Genomic DNA, 17927 nt, shown 5'->3' with positions numbered 1-17927 from the left:
GATGCTCAAGATTGTTGTATCAGCAGGTTGACCGGAAACTCCGCCAGCACGGCGCTCAACATCAGCTCCCTGGAAGAGCTGACCGCAGCACCGGGGAAAAGTCCCGTCGAATTGGCAGGCGACAAGGCAAACGGCAGGCTCACCCGGGTATCGTCCCAGTTCTGTGCCGGGATCAGGGGTATCGGTGCGCCTGCCAGCAGGGTACTGGCCAGGCGTGGCGCGATGATGACGGCCCGTTCGCCTTCGCCAAGGCGAGCGAACGCGACCACCTTGTCGGCATGCCGGCCGTGCACGGTCAGTGGCAGGTAGGCGCCACGGCGGAACAACTCGGCATGGGCCTGGCGGCAGTCCAGCACCCGGGCGATCAGCGCCTGCTTGAGGCGGCCATCGCGCCAGTGTTCCAGCAGCTCGGCTACCGGCGTTGCATCGTCCAGGGTGCGACGCCGGCAGGCGTAGTCCACGGCGCGGCGGTTATCCGGGTCGACCAGGCTGAAATCCCAGTATTCGTTGCCCTGGTACAGGTCTGGTACGCCCGGCGTGGTCATGCGCAGCAGGGCCTGGACCAAGCCGTTGAGGGCGCCGGGGCAGGCCAGCAGGTGCGCGGCGTCGGCCAGCGACTTGCGCAGCTGCTGGTTCTCGCCGTCCAGCAACAGCCCATCGATGTAGCGGGCGCAGGCGTTTTCGTATGCTTCGTTCGGCGCGCTCCAGCTGCTGCGCAACTTGGCCTCGCGCAAGGCCTTCTGCTGCCACTGGCGGATGCGTTCGGCGTAGTGGCCAAGGGCGTTGTCATCGTGCAGGTCGAGGTCCAGCGGCCAGCTGCCCAGCAAGGTCTGCAACAGCATCAGCTCGTCGCCGGGGCTGGGTGCCGGGCCGTCATCCAGTTGCGTGCGCAACGGGGTGGCCAGTTCGCGCCAGTGTTCAATGCGGCTGGCCAGCCACGGGCCGCGCTCGCTGAGCACGGCCAGGCGTGCACGGGTGTCTTCGCCGCGCTTGTGGTCATGGGTGGCGCTGGCCAGCAGGTTGTCGGGGAAATCGCGCAGGCGCCGCTGGGCCTCGTTGTGGAAGTGCTCGAGCGGGGCGCTGAAACGCTCGGCGTCGAAGCCCACATCGTTGCGCGACAGCAGCCGCGCGCTGCGGTAGAACGCAGTATCTTCCACGGCCTTGGCGGCACTGGGCGCGGTCAGTTGCTGGAAGCGCACGCAGGCGTGGCGCAGCTGCTTGCGCGCCCGGCCTGCTGGCAGGCTGCGCCAGGCTTGCCCGCCCAGCCATTGTTGCAGGTGCTCCAGCAGCGGCCAGTCGGCTTCGCCCAGATCCTGCCGGGCATTGGCCAGGGCCTGCTGGAAAAACCCTTCGTCCTCTGCCGGGCGCCCGCAGGCATTGAAGTAGGTGCGGTACACCGGGTAATGCGCCACCAGTGCCTGCAAGGCGCGGCGGATCGCACCCAGGGTCAGGTCGCGGGTCATCAGGTCGTTGCGCGCCACCTGCAACAGCGCCTGGGCCACCGACTCGCAGTCGCCGGCCAGGCTGGCATTGAGCACCAGGTGGCGGGCCTGACGCACTTCTTCGGGGAAGTCGGGGCGTTCGCTCACACTGGCCCACAGCTCGGTCAGCGCGGCTTCGCCCGCCGGGTCGTGCTGCAGCAGCGAGACCTGGTTCATGAATTCATAGCCGGTAGTGCCGTCGGTAAGCCAGTCGCGGTGCAGGTGCTCGTTGGCGCCGAGGATCTTCTCCACGTAGATCGGGAAGTGCTCCAGGGCAGCGTTCAACGGCCGCCGTGCCAGCAGGCCATCGACCCGCCGGCGCAGCTTGCGACAGTAACCGCGCGGGTCGGCCAGGCCGTCGATATGGTCGATACGCAAGCCGTCCACCAGGCCGCGCTCGATCAGCTCGAACAGCTTGGCGTGGGTGGCCTCGAACACCGCCGCGCGTTCCACCCGCAGGCCGCCCAGCTCGTTGATGTCGAAGAAGCGGCGCCAGTTGATGTCGTCGGCGGCGGTGCGCCAGCTGGCCAGCCGGTAGGTCTGGCGCTCCAGCAGCAGGTGCAGGCGCTTGAAGCCATTCTCGCTACGGCTGTCGAACGCCATCAGGGCCGATTCGAGGTCGGCGCCTTCGCCTGCCAGGCGCACCAGTTCGGCTTGCAGAGGCAGGGCGTCGGCGAGCGGCGTGGCCGATGCGTTCAACGCGGTGAAGCGTTCGGCCAGGGCCTTGAGTGCCGGCTCCGGGCTGAGGGCGAGAATCCAGCCATAGTCGACCGGGCAGATCGGGAAGCGGTGTTGGTAGTGGGCAACCTGCAGTAGCCCATGGTGCTTGTCGAACTCGAGCGGTATCTCGCCGTTTTTCAGCGCCATGCCATAGTCGCTGGCGAGGAACGGCAGCAGCAGCTGGCCGGCCAGCAACGGGTCGCTGGAGTGCCACTGGATGTCGAAGAATTCTGCATACGGGCTGCGCCGGCCCCAGGCCAGCAGGCTCTGCCACCAAGGGTTGTCGGCACCGCCCACGGCCATGTGGTTGGACACCGTGTCGAGGATCAGCCCCATGCCGTGCTGACGCAGGGCGGCGACCAGCCGTTGCAGCGCCGCTTCGCCGCCCAGTTCGGGGTTGACGCAGGTCGGGTCGACCACGTCGTAGCCGTGGCGCGAGCCGGCGCGGGCCTTGAGGATGGGCGAGGCATACAGGTGGCTGATGCCCAACTGGGCGAAGTAAGGCACCAGCGGCACAGCGTGATCGAGGGTGAAGTCACTGTGAAACTGCAGGCGCACGGTCGCGGTCAGCGCTTTCATCGGTCACGCTCCCAGGCCTGTTCGCGAGCCTGGGCCAGGAGCTCCAGGCGCCGCGCGGCGTCTTCGTCGTCGAGCAGTTCACGTACCGGCCGGGCGAAGCGCCGGCGCCAGTTGGGGTGGCCGGCGGTGGTACCGGGCAGGTTGGGTTGCTCGTCGCAGCCCAGCAGGTCTTCCAGCGGCACCAGTACCAGCGGTGCGCGGGTGTGGCCAACGTAGCGGATGGCTGCGTCGATCAGCGCGTCGTTGTCCGGCAGCGTGCCGTAGTTGGCTTCCAGGGTACGGCGCAGGCCATCGTGTTCCTTCTGCCGGTCGTGGCGCCAGTGCAGTTCGGTGGCGGCATCGATCAGTTGCAGGCGGTGGCTCCAGTCGATGTCGCGGTTTTCCAGCCAGCCGGCCAACGGCGCCAGGTCGTGGGTGCCGGTGGTGGCCAGGGCGTTGTCCGGCCAGTCGAGAATCGGCTTGAAATGGCCGGGCTGGGTCTGCTCGAAGGGCAGCACGCGCATGCCCAGCACGGCCTTGGCCGCCAGTTGCTCGCGCAGGCCTTCCGGCACGGTGCCCAGGTCTTCGCCGAGGATGATTGCCTGGTGGCGCACCGACTCCAGCGCCAGCAGGCGCAGCAGGTCGTCCAGCGGGTAGTTGAGGTAGGCGCCTTCGCTGGGCTTGGCCCCTTGCGGGATCAGCCACAGCCGGCGCAGGCCCATGACATGGTCGATGCGCAGGCCGCCGGCGTGGGCGAGGTTGGCCCGCAGCATTTCGATGAAGGCGCGGTAGCCGTTGCGCTTGAGGCCCTCGGGCGAGAAGGCGCAGATGCCCCAGTCCTGGCCGGCACGGTTGAGGATGTCGGGCGGTGCGCCTACATTCAGCCCTGCCAGCAGCTCGTCCTGGCGGCTCCAGGCCTGGCTGCCGGCACCATCGGCGCCCACCGCCAGGTCAGCGATCAGGCCGACCGCCATGCCGTTGCCGCGTGCCGCTTCCTGGGCGCGTTGCAGGCCCCGTTCGGTCAGCCATTGGCAGAAAGCATGGAACTCGACCTTGGCCGGGTAGGCGTTGGCGAAGGCCTCCACTTCCGGGTGGTATGGGTCGTGCCAGGCCTTGGGCCAATGGCGCCAGTCGGCGCCCAGGCCATGCTCCACGGCCTGGGCCTGCAGCACCTCGAAGCGGCAATGGTGCTCCAGCGCCTGGCCACCGGCTTCGCGGAAGCTGTCGAAATCCTTGCGCAGTGGGTGGTCGCCCTGGCTGAAACCCTGGTACAGGGCTTCGAGCAGGCGTTGGCGGGCGCTGGCGGCACGCGGCCAGTCAACCAGCGGGCTTTGCTCCAGGTCTTCCAGTTGTTGCTCCAGGCCGCAGGCTTCGATGGCCACGCGCACCTCCCGCTCGCCCAGCAGCGCGGCAGGGCTGGCGTACAGGGTATTGAGCAGCAGGCGGCTGGAGGGCGAGTAGGGGCTGTAGTGCGTCTGGTCGATGGCCGACAGCGCGTGGATCGGGCTGATGGCCAAGGCATCGGCACCGCGCTCGGCGGCCGCGCGGGCCAGTTGTTCCAGGGCCAGGCAGTCGCCATAGCCGCCATCGCCGGGGCGGCGCAGGCTGTACAGCTGCACCGCCAGGCCCCAGCAGCGCGGGGGCGGCTGCTGCACCCGGTCTTCGAGGCTGTAGCAGCGTGGCGGGGCCACGGCCACGGTGAAGCGGCGGCTGTCGATTTCCACTTGGTGGTAGCCGATGGGCAGTGCACCGGGCAGGCGGGCCTGGTCGTCGAGGTTCAGGGTGAGGGCGCTGTGGTCCTCCAGGGTGCAGTGTGCGACGCTGGCAGCGCTGAAATAGCGCGCCAGTGGCAGCGGCTGGCCGAGGTCGGCGGTCAGCAGTGGCGGCAGGTGCTCACTGTCTTCGGCAGCGTCCACGGCGCGCAGGCTGGCGGCAATGGCGGCGTCATCGGAGGCTGGGTGACCAAGGCCTTCAAGGATGTTGCGCAGTACCTCGTCGCTGACACGCTGGGGCCGGGCATTGGCGTCGATCCAGTCGCGGCTCAGCCCGACGCGGGTCGCCAGCCGGTGCAGGGCGGTTTCGCTCATGGGCGCTCCTTGGCAGGGGGAAGCAGGCTGACCACGCAGCTGTACGCGGCCAGATGGGTGTCGGGGTGACGGGTGTCGCTGCTGTCGAACAATCGGGTTGCTGGTGCGGGCAGCTCGGCGGGCTGCGGGGTGGCGGCCAGGTTCAGGTCGATGCGCAAGGTGCTGCCATCACCCAGGCGCCAGCGTGCGGTCAGTGCCTTGTCGCCGAGCACCTCGGCGCCCAGCGCGCGACTGCCTGGCAGGCGCGGGATCACATGGCGGCGACGCAGGTCAAGCAACTGCTGGTACAGACCGTGCCAACCGGCGACGACTTCCCGGGCCTGCGGGCGGGACGCCTCGAAGGTCTGTTCGGCGTTGGGGTCGGGGATGCGTTGGCGCTGTTCGGGGTCGGCGAAGGCGGCGAAATGGGCGAACTCGCCGCGCCGGCCTTCGCGCACGGCGTCGGCCAGTTGGTCATGGAAGTCGGTAAAGAACAGGAACGGCCGGCAGCTGCCGTCTTCGTCGCCCATGAACAGCAGCGGGATCATCGGCGCCAGCAGCAACAGGGCGGTGGCTGCCCGCAGCGCCGGCGGCGGGCACAGGCGGGTCAGGCGCTCGCCGAGGGCACGGTTGCCGACCTGGTCGTGGTTCTGCAGGAACAGCACGAAGGCGCTGGGTGGCAGGTGCCCGCTGGGCTCGCCGCGGGGCGTGCCATGGCGGTTGGCCTGGCCCTGGAACACGAAGCCTTCGCCAAGGCAGCGGGCCAGCTGGTCGATGGGGCGATGCTGGTAGTCGGCGTAGTAGCCTTCGGTTTCGCCGGTCAACAGCACGTGCAGGGCATTGTGGCCGTCGTCGTTCCACTGCGCGTCGAAGCCTTGTTCCAGCAGGAAGGCCTGGTTGTGCTCGTTCTCCAGTACCAGCCACACCTGGCGGCCCGGCTCCACTGCAGCGCGTACCCTTTGTGCCAGCTCGACCAGGAAGTCGGGCTGGTCGATGGCGTGCACGGCGTCAAGGCGCAGGCCATCGAAGCGGTAGTCGCACAGCCACATCAGGGCGTTCTGGATGAAGTACTCGCGCACCTGCGGGCGACGAAAGTCGATGGCTGCGCCCCAGGGGGTCTGCCGGTCTTCGCGGAAGAACGGGCTGGCATACTGGTGCAGGTAATTGCCGTCGGGGCCGAAGTGGTTGTACACCACATCGACCAGCACCATCAGCCCATTGCCATGGGCCTGGTCGACCAGCGCACACAACTGCTCGGGGCTGCCGTAGGTGTTTTGCGGTGCATAGGGCAGCACGCCGTCGTAACCCCAGTTGCGCTCGCCTGGGAACTGCCCCAGCGGCATCAGCTCGATGGCGCTGATACCCAGCTCGGCCAGGCGCGGCAGTTGCCGGGCGACCCCGGCGTAGCCGTCGAGCAGGCCGACATGCAGCTCCTGGATGACCGCCTCGTGCCAGGGCCGGCCTTGCCAGGGGTGTTGCCAGGCATAGCCGACCACATCCACGACCTGGCTCGGCCCCTGTACGCCGTCGGGCTGGTAGCGCGAGGCCGGGTCGGCTACCTGCAGTTCACCGTCGATACGGTAGTGGTAACGGTCACCGGCCTGGCACGGGGCCACGCCGCTGTACCAGCCCTCATCATCGGGCAACAGCTCGATGGCCGGCTGCTGCTCCAGTTCCACGCTCACGCTGCGCGCATCCGGCGCCCAGAGGGCGAAGCGCGCCGACGTGGCGTCCAGCAGGTGTGCGCCATGTCTGTGCATCTTCAAATCCCCGTTCAGTAGTGGCTGTGCTGCGCCTGCTTGACCAGGTCTTCGTACAGGCGTGCGTAGGGTTCCACGGCCTGGCACCAGTTGAACGGTTGGGTCATCGACAGGCAGCGCATCGCATTCAGCAGGTCCTTCTTGCCATAGACATAGAAGGCGCGGCTGAGGGCCTGGCGATAGCTCTCGACGGTGGACTCATCGAACAGGAAACCGGTGACACCGGACTCGATGGTGTCGGCCAGGCCGCCGGTATTGCGTGCCACCGGCAACGAACCGAAGCGCTGCGCGTACATCTGGCTGAGGCCGCACGGCTCGTAGCGTGACGGCATCAGCAGGAAGTCGCTGCCGGCGAACATGCGCCGGGCATCGGTTTCGTTGAAGCCGATGCGCACGCCGATACGGCCCGGGTGGCGTAGCGCCAGCTCGCGCATGGCTTGTTCTTCTTCCGGCTCGCCACGGCCGATGATCGCGATCTGCCCGCCTTGCTCGACGATGTAGTCGGCGACACCGAGGGTAAGGTCCAGGCCTTTCTGGTAGACCAGGCGCGAAACCACGGCGAACAGCGGGCCTTCGGAGGGCAGCAGTTCGAACAGCTCGCGCACTGCCTGGGCATTGCGCGCCTTGCCTTCCCAGTCATTGATGCTGAAGTTGTGCTGCAGGTGCTTGTCGGTGGCCGAGTCCCAGCTTTCGTCGATGCCGTTGGGAATGCCGCCGAGCAGGCCTTGCTGGGCCTTGCTGGCGAGGAAGCCGTCCAGGCCGCAGCCGAATTCCGGGGTGGTGATTTCCCGGGCATAGGTGGCGCTGACCGTGGTGATGTGGCTGGAATAGGCCAGGCCGGCCTTGAGGAACGACAGCTTGCCGTAAAACTCCATGCCTTCCTGCTGCATGGCATGTTCGGGGATTGCCAGCTCCGGGCTGCAGCCGCGGCTGTACACACCCTGGTAGGCCAGGTTGTGAATGGTGAACAGGGTAGGCGTGCTCAACCCGCGCCAGTGCATGTAGGCCGGCGCCAGACCGGCGGGCCAGTCGTGGGCGTGCACCACTTCGGGCTTCCAGTGGATCCTGCCTTCGCCGGCGGCGATTTCGGCGGCGGCCAGGCCCAGGCGGGCGAAACGGATGTGGTTGTCGGGCCAGTCGCGGCCGTTGTTGGCACCATAGGGGGTGCCGTCGCGCTGGTACAGTTCGGGGCAGATCAGCACATAGATGACCAGGCCGTCGGCCATGTCCATGCGCCCGATCTTGCATGGCGGCAGGGCGGCGTGGCCACCCAGCTCACCGACAATGTGGATGGGGTTGTCGCTTTCCATCACCTGGCGGTAGCCGGGGATCAGCACTCGCACGTCGTGCAGGTGGGCCAGTGCCCGGGGCAGGGCGGCGGACACGTCACCCAGGCCACCGGTTTTCACCAGGTCGGCGATTTCCGAGGTCACGAACAAAATCTTGCGCTTGTTGCGGTTGTGCTGGCGCTGGGCGCCGGGTGCCTTGCCTGTCGTGGCGAAGTCCGGGGTGAGCGGTTCGCGGTTGTCCGGGTTGAATGAATCTACGTGAGGCTCGACAGCGGCACTGATCATACTTCTCTCCATCCCTATGCTTGGCCGGGTGCTGGCACCCGTGGCAATGTTTCGTGTTGGTTCTCTCTGTTTCTGGATTCTGCGTAGTGCGTTCCATGCCCCAAGGTCGTGCGCGCAGGCACGGCGCGATCGGCATTCCCGCCGAAGGCGATTGGGCTGGTGGGGTGTGTGGGCCGAGGCTGGGAAGTCCCTTTGCGTTTGGCCTACTTAGTTCCTGACCTGCCCGCGTTCCGTAAAGTTCGACTTTTTTTCGTCACTCTTCCGTTGAGCAAATGGCGGGCCGAAAACCGAGTGTAGGAGAGAAAGAGATAAAAATGTGACCCACTGGTCACCATTGTCGTGCCGCGGAGTAGACGCAAACGTTGGCGGTTGTGACCGGATGTGACGATAGGTTTGGCGCGGTGGATGAGGGGCAGACGGCATGCCCCAATTCTTGCCACTCATGCACCTTTTTGGTGCGATTGAGGGGTGCCAAGGTCATCGCCCTCCAACAGAATGGTGCATTTCGGAATTCAAGTGATTTCAGGATGAATGAAAGGGGCTGTTTCGCGAACTTTTAGTAACTGTATTTATTATTTTTCTGGCTTGAATTGCTGGTTTTTCAGTGAGCGGACTCGCACGCGCAAAAGTTTGTAAGTTGATGCTTTAGGAAATTTCCTACGAAGTCGTCAATGCATGAAACCCATCGTTCCTGTCATGGCGGAGCGGTACGGTTTAAGTTGCTCTTCATTCACTGCCTCATCCTCACTGTCGTCATCGGTCAAGTCCGCCAATGCCACGGATCTAGCCGGCTTGGGCGTTGGCGACGGGCAATTTTCATTCGACGTACTCATCTTGAAGAAAGCCAGGATGTGGTTGTTTTTTCGCCGGTAAACATGATGGCGGGTAGAGCAACTCATGAAACAGTCGGACTTTCGTTTCGGATTTCAGGCGCTCGCCGGGCGCACGGAGTTCGAAGTGGTTTCATTCAAGCTGGAAGAAGCTATCAGCCAGCCATTTGTGCTGAGCCTTGAACTTGTCAGCTACGACAGTGATGTCGACTTCGGCCAGGTGCTCGACAAGCCTGCGCTATTCACCCTTTATTGCGCAGGCCGGCCACTGCGTCAGGTGCATGGCTTGGTCAGTGCCTTCAGCCAAGGTGAAACCGGCTTCTGTCGCACGCGCTACCACGCTGTGGTCGAGCCGCAACTGGCCCGTGCCCGCTTGCGTTCGAACTGGCGAATCTTCCAGCAGAAAACCGTACCTCAGATTCTTGAACTGATGTTCAAGCGTCAGGGCATTGCCCGGTTTGAGCTCAATAGCAGCGCCGATCACCAGGTGCGTGAGTTTTGTGTCCAGGCGGGGGAAACCGACCTCGACTTCATCCATCGCCTCGCCGCTGAAGAGGGCTTCGTCTACCGCTTTGCACACTGCGCCAGGCACCACACGCTGATCGTTACCGATCGCCTGCTATCGCTTGGGTTGCTCAGCCGGGGCTCGCTAAAGCCCGTAGATGATGAGGCGCTTTGGCTGGATGAAGATGATCTCGGCCCCGACAAGGTGCTGTACCACGCCAGCAGCGGTGGCGACCAGGCCCGTACCTGCCTGCGGCGTTTGCGCTACTGCGAGCAGGTGCGTACCGCGCAGCAGGTGCAGCGCGACTACACCTTCACCAACCCGGCCTATCGCCAGGAGCACAAGGCTCAGGCCAGCGGAATCACGCACCAGTCGCTGGACTACGAATTTTTTGATTACCCGGGGCGCTACAAGCGCGATGCGGTCGGCAAGCCCTTCACTGAAACGCGGCTGACGGCGCTGCGTCATGACGCCCTCCTGGCCGAAGTACAGGGCGATGACGTGCGCCTGCAGCCAGGCCTGAGCTTCACACTCGTCGGCCACCCGCGTGAAGACCTCAATGTGCACTGGCGCGTAATCAGCCTGTGCCACGAAGGTACGCAGTTCACCAGCCTGCAGGAAGAAGCCGTCGGCGCCGAACAAGGTACCCGCTATGTGAACGATGCGCAGCTGGTGCAAGGCATGGCCGAATGGCGCCCGGCACCCTTGGCCAAGCCGCGTATCGATGGCCCGCACATGGCCACCGTGGTCGGCCCGCCGGGCGAAGAGATTTTTTGCGACCAGTGGGGGCGGGTCAAGGTCAGCTTCCCCTGGGACCGTGAAAGCAGCAACAACGAATTCAGTTCCTGCTGGGTGCGGGTGTCGCAAGGCTGGGCCGGTGGCAGTTGGGGTTCGATGGCCATTCCGCGTATTGGCCAGGATGTGATTGTCCAGTACGTCAATGGCGACCCGGACCAGCCGATGATCACCGGGCGCACCTACTGCGGTGACCAGCTGCCGCCTTACGACCTGCCCGAACACAAGACCCGCATGACCATCAAGAGCCAGACCCATAAAGGCGATGGCTTCAACGAGTTGCGCTTCGAGGACGAACTGGGGCGCCAGGAAGTATTCATTCATGCCGAGCGCGACCAGAACAACGTCGTGAAACACAACGAAACCACGCTCATCGGCAATGATCGTAGCGAGCGCGTCGAGCATGACGAAGTGGTGCACATAGGTGGCAACCGCAGTGTCAAGGTCGGCGCCAGCAAGAGCGAAACGGTCGCCCTTGGCAAAGTCGAAAGCATAGGCCTGGGCAAGTCGTTGGCCGTTGGCGGGGCGTTGAGCGTGATGGTTGGCCTCGAGGCCAGCGAGCAGGTCGCGCAGGACAAGCGTGTGCAGGTCGGCGGGCAACTGCGGGTCGATGCCAATGACGATGTGTCGATCACCAGCCATCACGGCCATGTGCACATCGACAGCCGAACGTCGCTGACCCTGAGTTGCGGCGGGGCGTTCATCAAGCTGGTTGATGGCCGCATCGAAATCGGTTGCCCCGAGCCACTGCTGTTGCATGCCATCGCCCAGGTAAAGGCGCCTGCACGTTACGGCGAGCCGCCTGCACCGTCGCAGGAGGAAATCGAGTTTCGCCTGGTGCATGCCGACGGTACGCCGATTGCGGGCACGGCCTACGTAGCGACGTTGTCCGATGGCACCCAGCGCCAGGGTATGGTCGACCAGAACGGCTATGCCCGCCTGGCTGGCGTTACCCCCGGTTGTAGCGCCCAGGTGCGCTACGAGGTTGGCCAAGGTTCGCTGCAGCTGACGACCGCAACCGAGCCGGATGCTGCCCTGCAGGCATTGCTTGCCGGCTGTACCTCGGCAGGTGGCCAGTCATGAACTCCGCTGCTGACTGGCTGGATGAAGCGGTGGAAAGGGTGGCAGGTGGCTTTGGCTGGCTGCGTGATCTGGTGCTGGGCGAGTTTGCCGAGGAACGGCCACTGAGCGTGGTCATTGCCGACATGCTGCTGTCGTTGGTGCCTGGGGTGGTGATCGTGCTCAGTGCCCGTGACCTGGCCGCAGTGTGCCTGCGCCTGGGCAAGCGCTACACAGCGGATGACAGCCAGGCAACGGCGCAGCCGCCACAGTGGCAGGAGTGGGTGCTGCTGGTCGCCTGCCTGCTTACCTTGATCGCGCCGATCATCGGTGCCGTGGTGGGGGCGGTGGGTACGCCCGTGGGCTCGGTGGCAGGTGCATTGGTCGGCCAGGAAGCGGCAGCGTTTCTGCGAGGTTTGTGCCTGCTACTTATCCGTGAAAGCCAGATCATCTTGCGGACCGTGGTTGCGTTTCTTGGCAAGTTCACCCGCGGCAGCGTGGAGTTCTGGCTGCGCCAGGTCAGGTTCACGAGCTATGAAAAGGATTTGCTGGCCTATCTGAACCAGTTCTTGACCAAGGTCATCGCTGCAACGGCAAAGCTTCGCAGCTACCTGGGCAACTGGCCCTTCAACCAGGCGGCCTCGCACCTGTTGGTGCGGCTGCAGGCCATGGAAGCGCAGTTCTACGCGGTGCAGGTGCATGCAGTGCGGGAAATCCCACAGGCGCTGATGCAACTCGACGCCAGGTTGGCCAAGGTGCTGGAACAGGCCAGCGATCTGCCCGCGCAGGTTGCGCAGGCCGGGGTGCATGCGCCTAAGCCGGTGCCCATGGCGATGAGTGGTGGGCGGGTGACTTCTGGCATTGGCATGCGTCCGCGTTACCTCGAGCGCCCCGAGGGTGCGCTCGGCCCGCCAGTACCCACCTCTGCGGCTGCCGCCACGCATGGCGCCAATGTGCACGTGTTCGATCATTCGACGGCGACCCGGGCGCAGAAGGGCATTTATGGGGAGGTGATCAGTGATCAGTACATGCTCGGCAAAGGCCATGAGAACCTGCTGTCGGTCGCTCGTGGGCCTCGCAGCCTGGAAATGAAACCCACCGGGCGCGGGCTGGATGGCGTCTATCGTAATGCCCATCCACCGCCGCCGTTCATCATTACCGAGACCAAGTATCGAACGGGGGGCGCGTTTTCGCCGGGTAGTTTGCCGGTTACAAAGGGGAGTAAGGGGTTTCCGAGCGCCAGGCAGATGAGTGATGCGTGGATTCGTCCAAGGCTTTCCGAAAGTTTGGGGAAAGAACAGGCAATGAATATTCGCTCGGCTGGATATGAGCGTTGGTTGATAACCGTAGATGAGAAGGGTGCTGTAACCCAGGTAGTCAAGCTTGATGGGCATGCTAAATCTATAGGTGATGTAATTCAGTAGGATCTGAAAATGAAGAAATTTGATGAGATCAAACGTGAGCCTTTGCTGCAAGAGACAGCCTATCTGGACTCTGTTGATTTTTGGAAGAAATACTATGTGCAGCTAAAGGCTGAAGAGTGTCTAGCGTTGGAACGCCCAGATTACGTAAATATTGAAGGGTTGAGTTGGGATTGGTGCTTTGAATCTCTGGAGTTACTAGTAGCACTTTATTCGGGGGGAGAGCCCGTTGAAGCGCTTGAGTTTTACGTGGATCACATGTTTTCCCAGTTTCAACGTCACAAGCAAGCTTATCCGGCTTTCAGCTTGAAGCTGTGGGAGCCGGATGCGTATCAGTACACACTCTGGCTTCTATCGTTTGCAGTGCTGTTCAACAAGCCCGGGCGCATCAGGCAAATCGCAGGTTTTTTGAGTGAAGCCCCAGATGACGGTGAGGACATCCTGTTGCGGCAACTGTTTTCCCGTGTGGGGGTGACGATTCCCGGGAGTACGTTGATTCATGAGCGCCCCTATCATGAATTGCTCAATGCCGTAACTACCGAGAAGGATGAGCAGCAACAGGCGGTGCGTAGTTACCTGAAGCAGTGGTATCGAGGCATGCGCAACTGTTATTGGCATGACCGGCACAAGGCACGAAGCGATGCGGGTTTCTTTGGCTATTGGGCCTTTGAGGCAGGATTGGTCACTGTGTTGTGGGGCGTCGACGATACGCCCTATAGAGATCTTCCTTTCTACCCGAAGGATTTGGTAGACGATGCTCGCAAGCGTCAAGTTATCAAAAGCTTCCCTGAACAACTGCAAAGCGCGCCATATTCGGATGCGCTTGCCAGGTCGGGCGAAATCTGCCCGCGCACGGGTGTGTGGGTATGTGATGAATGGGCGGTGGGGCCTCAGACATTCATGCAAGGCGTAGAGATGCCGAGCGAAAATGGGCGCTCTCTGGTTTGGCGCTTGGTGAAAGGCTTATAGCGTGCGGGAGGGCCGATGGGCCAGTTCGACAGCATCAAGCGCGACCCGTGGATGGTCGAGCAGCATTACCTGGCTTCGACCCGTGAAAAAGAGCAGGAATTCGCCGACCCTGACGCCCAGGCATTGCTGAGCGGGCCAGCCGAGCACAGGCACCACTACCGTGGCCTTAGCCGTGACTGGGCCCACATGGCACTGGAGCTGGCAGTGCAGCGGTATTCCGGTGGCGAGCCGATGGAACTGGTAGAGGCCTATGCAGACTATGCGTTCGCCCAGTTCGCCCGGCATTTTTCGGCGTACCCGGCAACCAGCGAGCAGTTGCGCCCCTGGGTGTCGGATGAATACCGGCTTGCCTTGTGGCTATTGTCGCTGGCGGTGCTGTGCGGTTACCCCGAGCGTGTCGACCAGGTACTGGGCTGGCTGAACCAGGACGACGAGCGCAGCCCCTACCTGCTGCTGCATCGCCTGTTCCAGCGGCTGGGCAAGGCCTACCCTGGCACCTCATTGCTTCACCCCGAACCTTATGGCGCCTTGCTGGAGAGCCTCGACCTGAAAGGGCCCGCGCAGCATGACGCGCTCATGCAATATCTCGGGCAGTGGTACGCCAATGCGCACGTTTGCTACTGGCACGAGCGCCACACCCGGGCACGGAGTGACCACTTGGGTTACTGGGCCTTCGAGGCCGCACTGGTGGCGTTTTTATGGTCTGTGCAGGGTGATGGCCTGAAAAGCGCTCCTTACTTTTACCCGCAGGCGCTCATCGAAAGGGCGCATTACCGACGCCTGGGCAAGCAGTTCCGCGACCCGGAAACCGCCAGGCGCGAGGATGCCCCAGGCTGGCCTTCCGGCACGCCTTGCCCATGGCCCGGGTACTACGTCTGCGTCGAGCGCATGGTGGGCGAGCAGGTGTTCATGCACCAGGTACCTTTCCCTGAGATCGATGGCCAGGTCGTTCACTGGCGGCTGTCGAGAACGTTCTGATTGGCGCTGCCGGCATGCGTGCCTGGCGCCTCACATGATTCGGGAGTGGCAACAATGCCCGCCATCGTTCTGCTGGGTCACCCTCACCACTGCCCATTGTGCGGCCCGACCAGCATCAGCAGCGGCTCCAGTCTGTTCTTCGTCAACGGCAGGGCAGCCGCCAGGGTTGGCGACAGGCTCGGGTGTGGGGCGGTGATTACCAGCGGCTCGGCACTGATGATGGATGATGGGCAGCCGCTTGCCAGGGTCGGCGATGCCACCAGTCATGGCGGTACCCTGGAAAATGGCGATAATAGCTGGCTGCTCGATTGAGCGATGTGGGAGCAGTTCAGCTCCCACAGGGACGGGGCAACTTCAGAGGCTGACGGCCTTGCCGTCTGTGCGTGCTTGCGCCAGCAGCAGGTTCAATTGGGCGACCTGCTGGCGCAGCTGGTCACGTTCGTCCTTCAGTTTACGCAGCTCATCACGGCGCACGGAGACATAGAGGGTCTGGGTTGGGGTTGCAGGCATCAAGGTACCCATGAGCACACCTCGCGGTTTTGGCTGGTGACAAGTTAAAGCGTAGACGCTTCAGGCGGGCGCATTTTGAATTCTTTCGCAGGTCTTGGGAACTTTTTTGTTTATTGTGGTCTCGCCGTTCGTCGCTGAACCCTCGAGCGGTTCGCTGGACTAAGCTGAAAAGCTAATTTGTGTTGTCATTTATTTCGAAAGGGGAGCATCGGCTCATGCAACTGGGAATCATCGGGCTGGGCCGCATGGGCGGCAATATCGCAAGGCGCCTGATGCGCGCAGGGCACCGCACCGTGGTACACGATCGCAACCGCGAGGCCATCACCGGCCTGGAGGGCGAGGGCGCCCAGGGTGCGCACGACCTCGGTGCACTGGTGCAGAAGCTGAAAGCACCGCGTGCGGTGTGGGTCATGCTGCCCGCCGGCGAGCCCACCGAGCAGACCATTGCTCAACTGGCCGAGCTGCTGGAGCCGGGCGATGCGATCATCGACGGCGGCAACACCTTCTACAAGGATGACGTGCGCCGCGCCGCCGAGCTGGCCAAGCGCCGGCTGCATTACCTGGACGTTGGCACCTCGGGCGGCGTGTGGGGCCTGGACCGTGGCTACTGCATGATGATCGGTGGCGAAAAGGACGTGTTCGAGCGCCTGGAACCACTGTTCAAGGCGCTGGCCCCGGGCGTGGGTGACATCCCGCGTACCCATGGCCGCAGCGGCGAGCACCAGCGTGCCGAACACGGCTACATCCACGCCGGCCCACCCGGTGCCGGGCACTACGTGAAAATGGTGCACAACGGCATCGAGTACGGCCTCATGCAGGCCTATGCCGAAGGTTTCGATCTGCTGCGCAGCAAGGGCGGCAACGAACTGCCGGAAGACCAGCGTTTCGACCTGAACGTGGCCGAAATCGCCGAAGTGTGGCGGCGTGGCAGCGTGGTCACCTCGTGGCTGCTCGACCTCACCGCCGATGCGCTGGTGGCCGACCCGCAGCTGTCGCAGTTCAGTGGCTCGGTATCCGACAGTGGTGAAGGCCGCTGGACCATCGACGCCGCCGTCGAGCAGGCGGTGCCGGTGCCGGTGCTGTCCAGCGCGCTGTTCGCCCGCTTCCGCTCGCGCCAGCAGCAAGGCACCTATGGTGACAAGATTCTCTCGGCCATGCGCCTGGGCTTCGGTGGCCACGTCGAGAAAAAAGCCGAATGACCAAACAGAGCATTCCGGCCGCTCCGCCATGCACCCTGTTCCTGTTCGGCGCCAATGGCGACCTGGTCAAGCGCCTGCTGATGCCGGCGCTGTACAACCTCAGCCGTGACGGCTTGCTGGACCGCAACCTGCGCATCGTCGGGGTCGACCACAACCCGGCCAGTGCCGAAGAATTCGCCGGGCGCCTGCATGCGTTCATGGTCGAGCGTGACAAAGGTGGCGAGGGCACGGCCAAGTGCCTGGACGAGAAAATCTGGGCACGCCTGGCCAAGCGCCTGGATTACCAGACCGGCGATTTCCTCGACCCGGCCACCTACCAGGCCCTCGCCAAGCGCATCGATAAAACCAGCCATGGCAACGCCATCTTCTACCTGGCGACCTCGCCGCGCTTCTTCCCCGAAGTGGCGCAGCGCCTGGGGCAGGCCGGGCTGCTCGACGAATCGGCCGGCGGTTTTCGCCGCGTCGTGGTGGAAAAGCCCTTCGGCACCGACCTGGCCAGCGCCGAGGCGCTCAACGCCTGCCTGTTGAAGGTGATGGGCGAGCGGCAGATCTACCGCATCGACCATTACCTGGGCAAAGAGACGGTGCAGAACATCCTGGTCAGCCGGTTCTCCAACGGCTTGTTCGAGTCGTTCTGGAACAACCACTACATCGACCATGTGCAAATCACCGCTGCGGAAACCGTAGGTGTCGAGACCCGTGGTGCGTTCTACGACAGCACCGGCGCGTTGCGCGACATGGTGCCCAATCATCTGTTCCAGTTGCTGGCGATGGTAGCCATGGAGCCCCCGGCGGCGTTTGCCGCCGATGCCGTGCGCAGCGAAAAGGCCAAGGTGATCGGCGCCATCCGTCCGTGGTCGACGAAGATGGCCTTGAAAAACTCCGTGCGCGGCCAGTACAGCGCCGGCAAGCAGGGGCGCAAGCAGTTGCCTGGCTACCGCCACGAGGCCAACGTCGCGGCGGACAGCCAGACCGAGACCTATGTGGCGCTGAAGGTGATGATCGACAACTGGCGCTGGGCTGGCGTGCCGTTCTACCTGCGAACTGGCAAGCGCATGAGCGTGCGTGATACCGAAATTGCCATCTGCTTCAAGCCCGCGCCTTATGCGCAGTTCCGCGAATCGGAGCTGGAGCGGCCCAAGCCCAATTACCTGAAAATCCAGATCCAGCCCAACGAGGGCATGTGGTTCGACCTGCAGGCCAAGCGCCCCGGGCCGGAGCTGGTAATGGAGAATGTCGAGCTGGGCTTTGCCTACAAGGACTTCTTCAAGATGACCCCGGCGACCGGTTACGAGACGCTGATCTACGACTGCCTGACCGGTGACCAGACCTTGTTTCAGCGGGCTGACAACATCGAGAACGGCTGGCGCGCGGTGCAGCCATTCCTGGATGCCTGGGCCCAGGGCGGCGAGGTGCACGAATACCCGGCCGGTGAAGACGGGCCCGAGGCCGGCAATGAATTGCTGACCCGGGACAAGCGGGAGTGGCATCGGTTGGGGTGA

General features: G+C 63.8%; 12 protein-coding genes. 7 read left to right on the top strand and 5 right to left on the bottom strand.

The genetic code is table 11. The annotated features are described in order from the left end of the window. Positions 1 to 5: 5 nt before the first annotated feature. The 4 genes from IRZ77_RS01460 to glgA are packed head-to-tail and all read right to left on the bottom strand — an operon-like array spanning position 6 to position 8159. Complete coding sequence (locus IRZ77_RS01460) at positions 6 to 2780, bottom strand: malto-oligosyltrehalose synthase (RefSeq protein ID WP_196172727.1); 2775 nt, start codon at positions 2778 to 2780, stop codon at positions 6 to 8. Further along, positions 2777 to 4846, bottom strand: coding sequence for a 4-alpha-glucanotransferase (gene malQ, locus IRZ77_RS01455; protein ID WP_196172726.1), 2070 nt, complete (start codon positions 4844 to 4846; stop codon positions 2777 to 2779). The genes IRZ77_RS01460 and malQ overlap by 4 nt, the downstream gene beginning before the upstream one ends. Next, positions 4843 to 6585, bottom strand: a complete 1743-nt coding sequence (gene treZ / locus IRZ77_RS01450; protein WP_196172725.1) for a malto-oligosyltrehalose trehalohydrolase — start codon at positions 6583 to 6585, stop codon at positions 4843 to 4845. Before treZ ends, malQ begins: the two co-directional genes overlap by 4 nt. Before the next feature lie 14 nt (positions 6586 to 6599). Continuing rightward, the gene (gene glgA / locus IRZ77_RS01445; RefSeq protein ID WP_196172724.1) at positions 6600 to 8159 is read right to left on the bottom strand and encodes a glycogen synthase GlgA; all 1560 of its coding nucleotides are present in this window, start codon (positions 8157 to 8159) and stop codon (positions 6600 to 6602) included. An 897-nt stretch (positions 8160 to 9056) separates the two neighbouring features. Here glgA and IRZ77_RS01440 point away from each other — a divergent pair. The 5 genes from IRZ77_RS01440 to IRZ77_RS01420 are packed head-to-tail and all read left to right on the top strand — an operon-like array spanning position 9057 to position 15028. After that, entirely contained in the window at positions 9057 to 11372 is a 2316-nt protein-coding gene (locus IRZ77_RS01440; protein ID WP_196172723.1) for a type VI secretion system Vgr family protein, read from the top strand. Continuing rightward, a complete protein-coding gene (locus IRZ77_RS01435; RefSeq protein ID WP_196172722.1) occupies positions 11369 to 12772 on the top strand; it encodes a hypothetical protein in 1404 nt (467 codons plus the stop codon). The genes IRZ77_RS01440 and IRZ77_RS01435 overlap by 4 nt, the downstream gene beginning before the upstream one ends. A gap of 9 nt (positions 12773 to 12781) precedes the next feature. Continuing rightward, positions 12782 to 13738, top strand: coding sequence for a PoNi-like cognate immunity protein (locus IRZ77_RS01430; RefSeq protein WP_046615642.1), 957 nt, complete (start codon positions 12782 to 12784; stop codon positions 13736 to 13738). A gap of 15 nt (positions 13739 to 13753) precedes the next feature. After that, positions 13754 to 14716: a PoNi-like cognate immunity protein gene (locus IRZ77_RS01425; RefSeq protein WP_196172721.1), complete on the top strand. Its 963-nt coding sequence runs from the start codon at positions 13754 to 13756 to the stop codon at positions 14714 to 14716. A 54-nt stretch (positions 14717 to 14770) separates the two neighbouring features. Next, entirely contained in the window at positions 14771 to 15028 is a 258-nt protein-coding gene (locus IRZ77_RS01420; protein ID WP_046615644.1) for a PAAR domain-containing protein, read from the top strand. Between the two features lie 42 nt (positions 15029 to 15070). Here the strand turns inward: IRZ77_RS01420 and IRZ77_RS01415 are convergent, their stop codons facing one another. Then, on the bottom strand, positions 15071 to 15238 hold the full coding sequence (locus IRZ77_RS01415) for a DUF6026 family protein (protein ID WP_013973320.1): 168 nt from the start codon (positions 15236 to 15238) through the stop codon (positions 15071 to 15073). Between the two features lie 203 nt (positions 15239 to 15441). Here IRZ77_RS01415 and gnd point away from each other — a divergent pair, with 203 nt between their 5' ends. Together gnd and zwf are read left to right on the top strand one after the other, a co-directional pair. Then, positions 15442 to 16425 carry a phosphogluconate dehydrogenase (NAD(+)-dependent, decarboxylating) gene (gene gnd / locus IRZ77_RS01410; protein WP_196172720.1) on the top strand — a complete coding sequence of 328 codons (984 nt, stop codon included), beginning with the start codon at positions 15442 to 15444 and terminating at the stop codon, positions 16423 to 16425. Next, positions 16422 to 17927, top strand: a complete 1506-nt coding sequence (gene zwf, locus IRZ77_RS01405; protein ID WP_196172719.1) for a glucose-6-phosphate dehydrogenase — start codon at positions 16422 to 16424, stop codon at positions 17925 to 17927. Before gnd ends, zwf begins: the two co-directional genes overlap by 4 nt.

Source organism: Pseudomonas pudica, from assembly GCF_015680405.1.
GTDB lineage: Bacteria > Pseudomonadota > Gammaproteobacteria > Pseudomonadales > Pseudomonadaceae > Aquipseudomonas > Aquipseudomonas pudica.
Note: the sequence above shows the minus strand (reverse complement) of the source record. Positions and strands in the feature narration are given on the sequence as shown.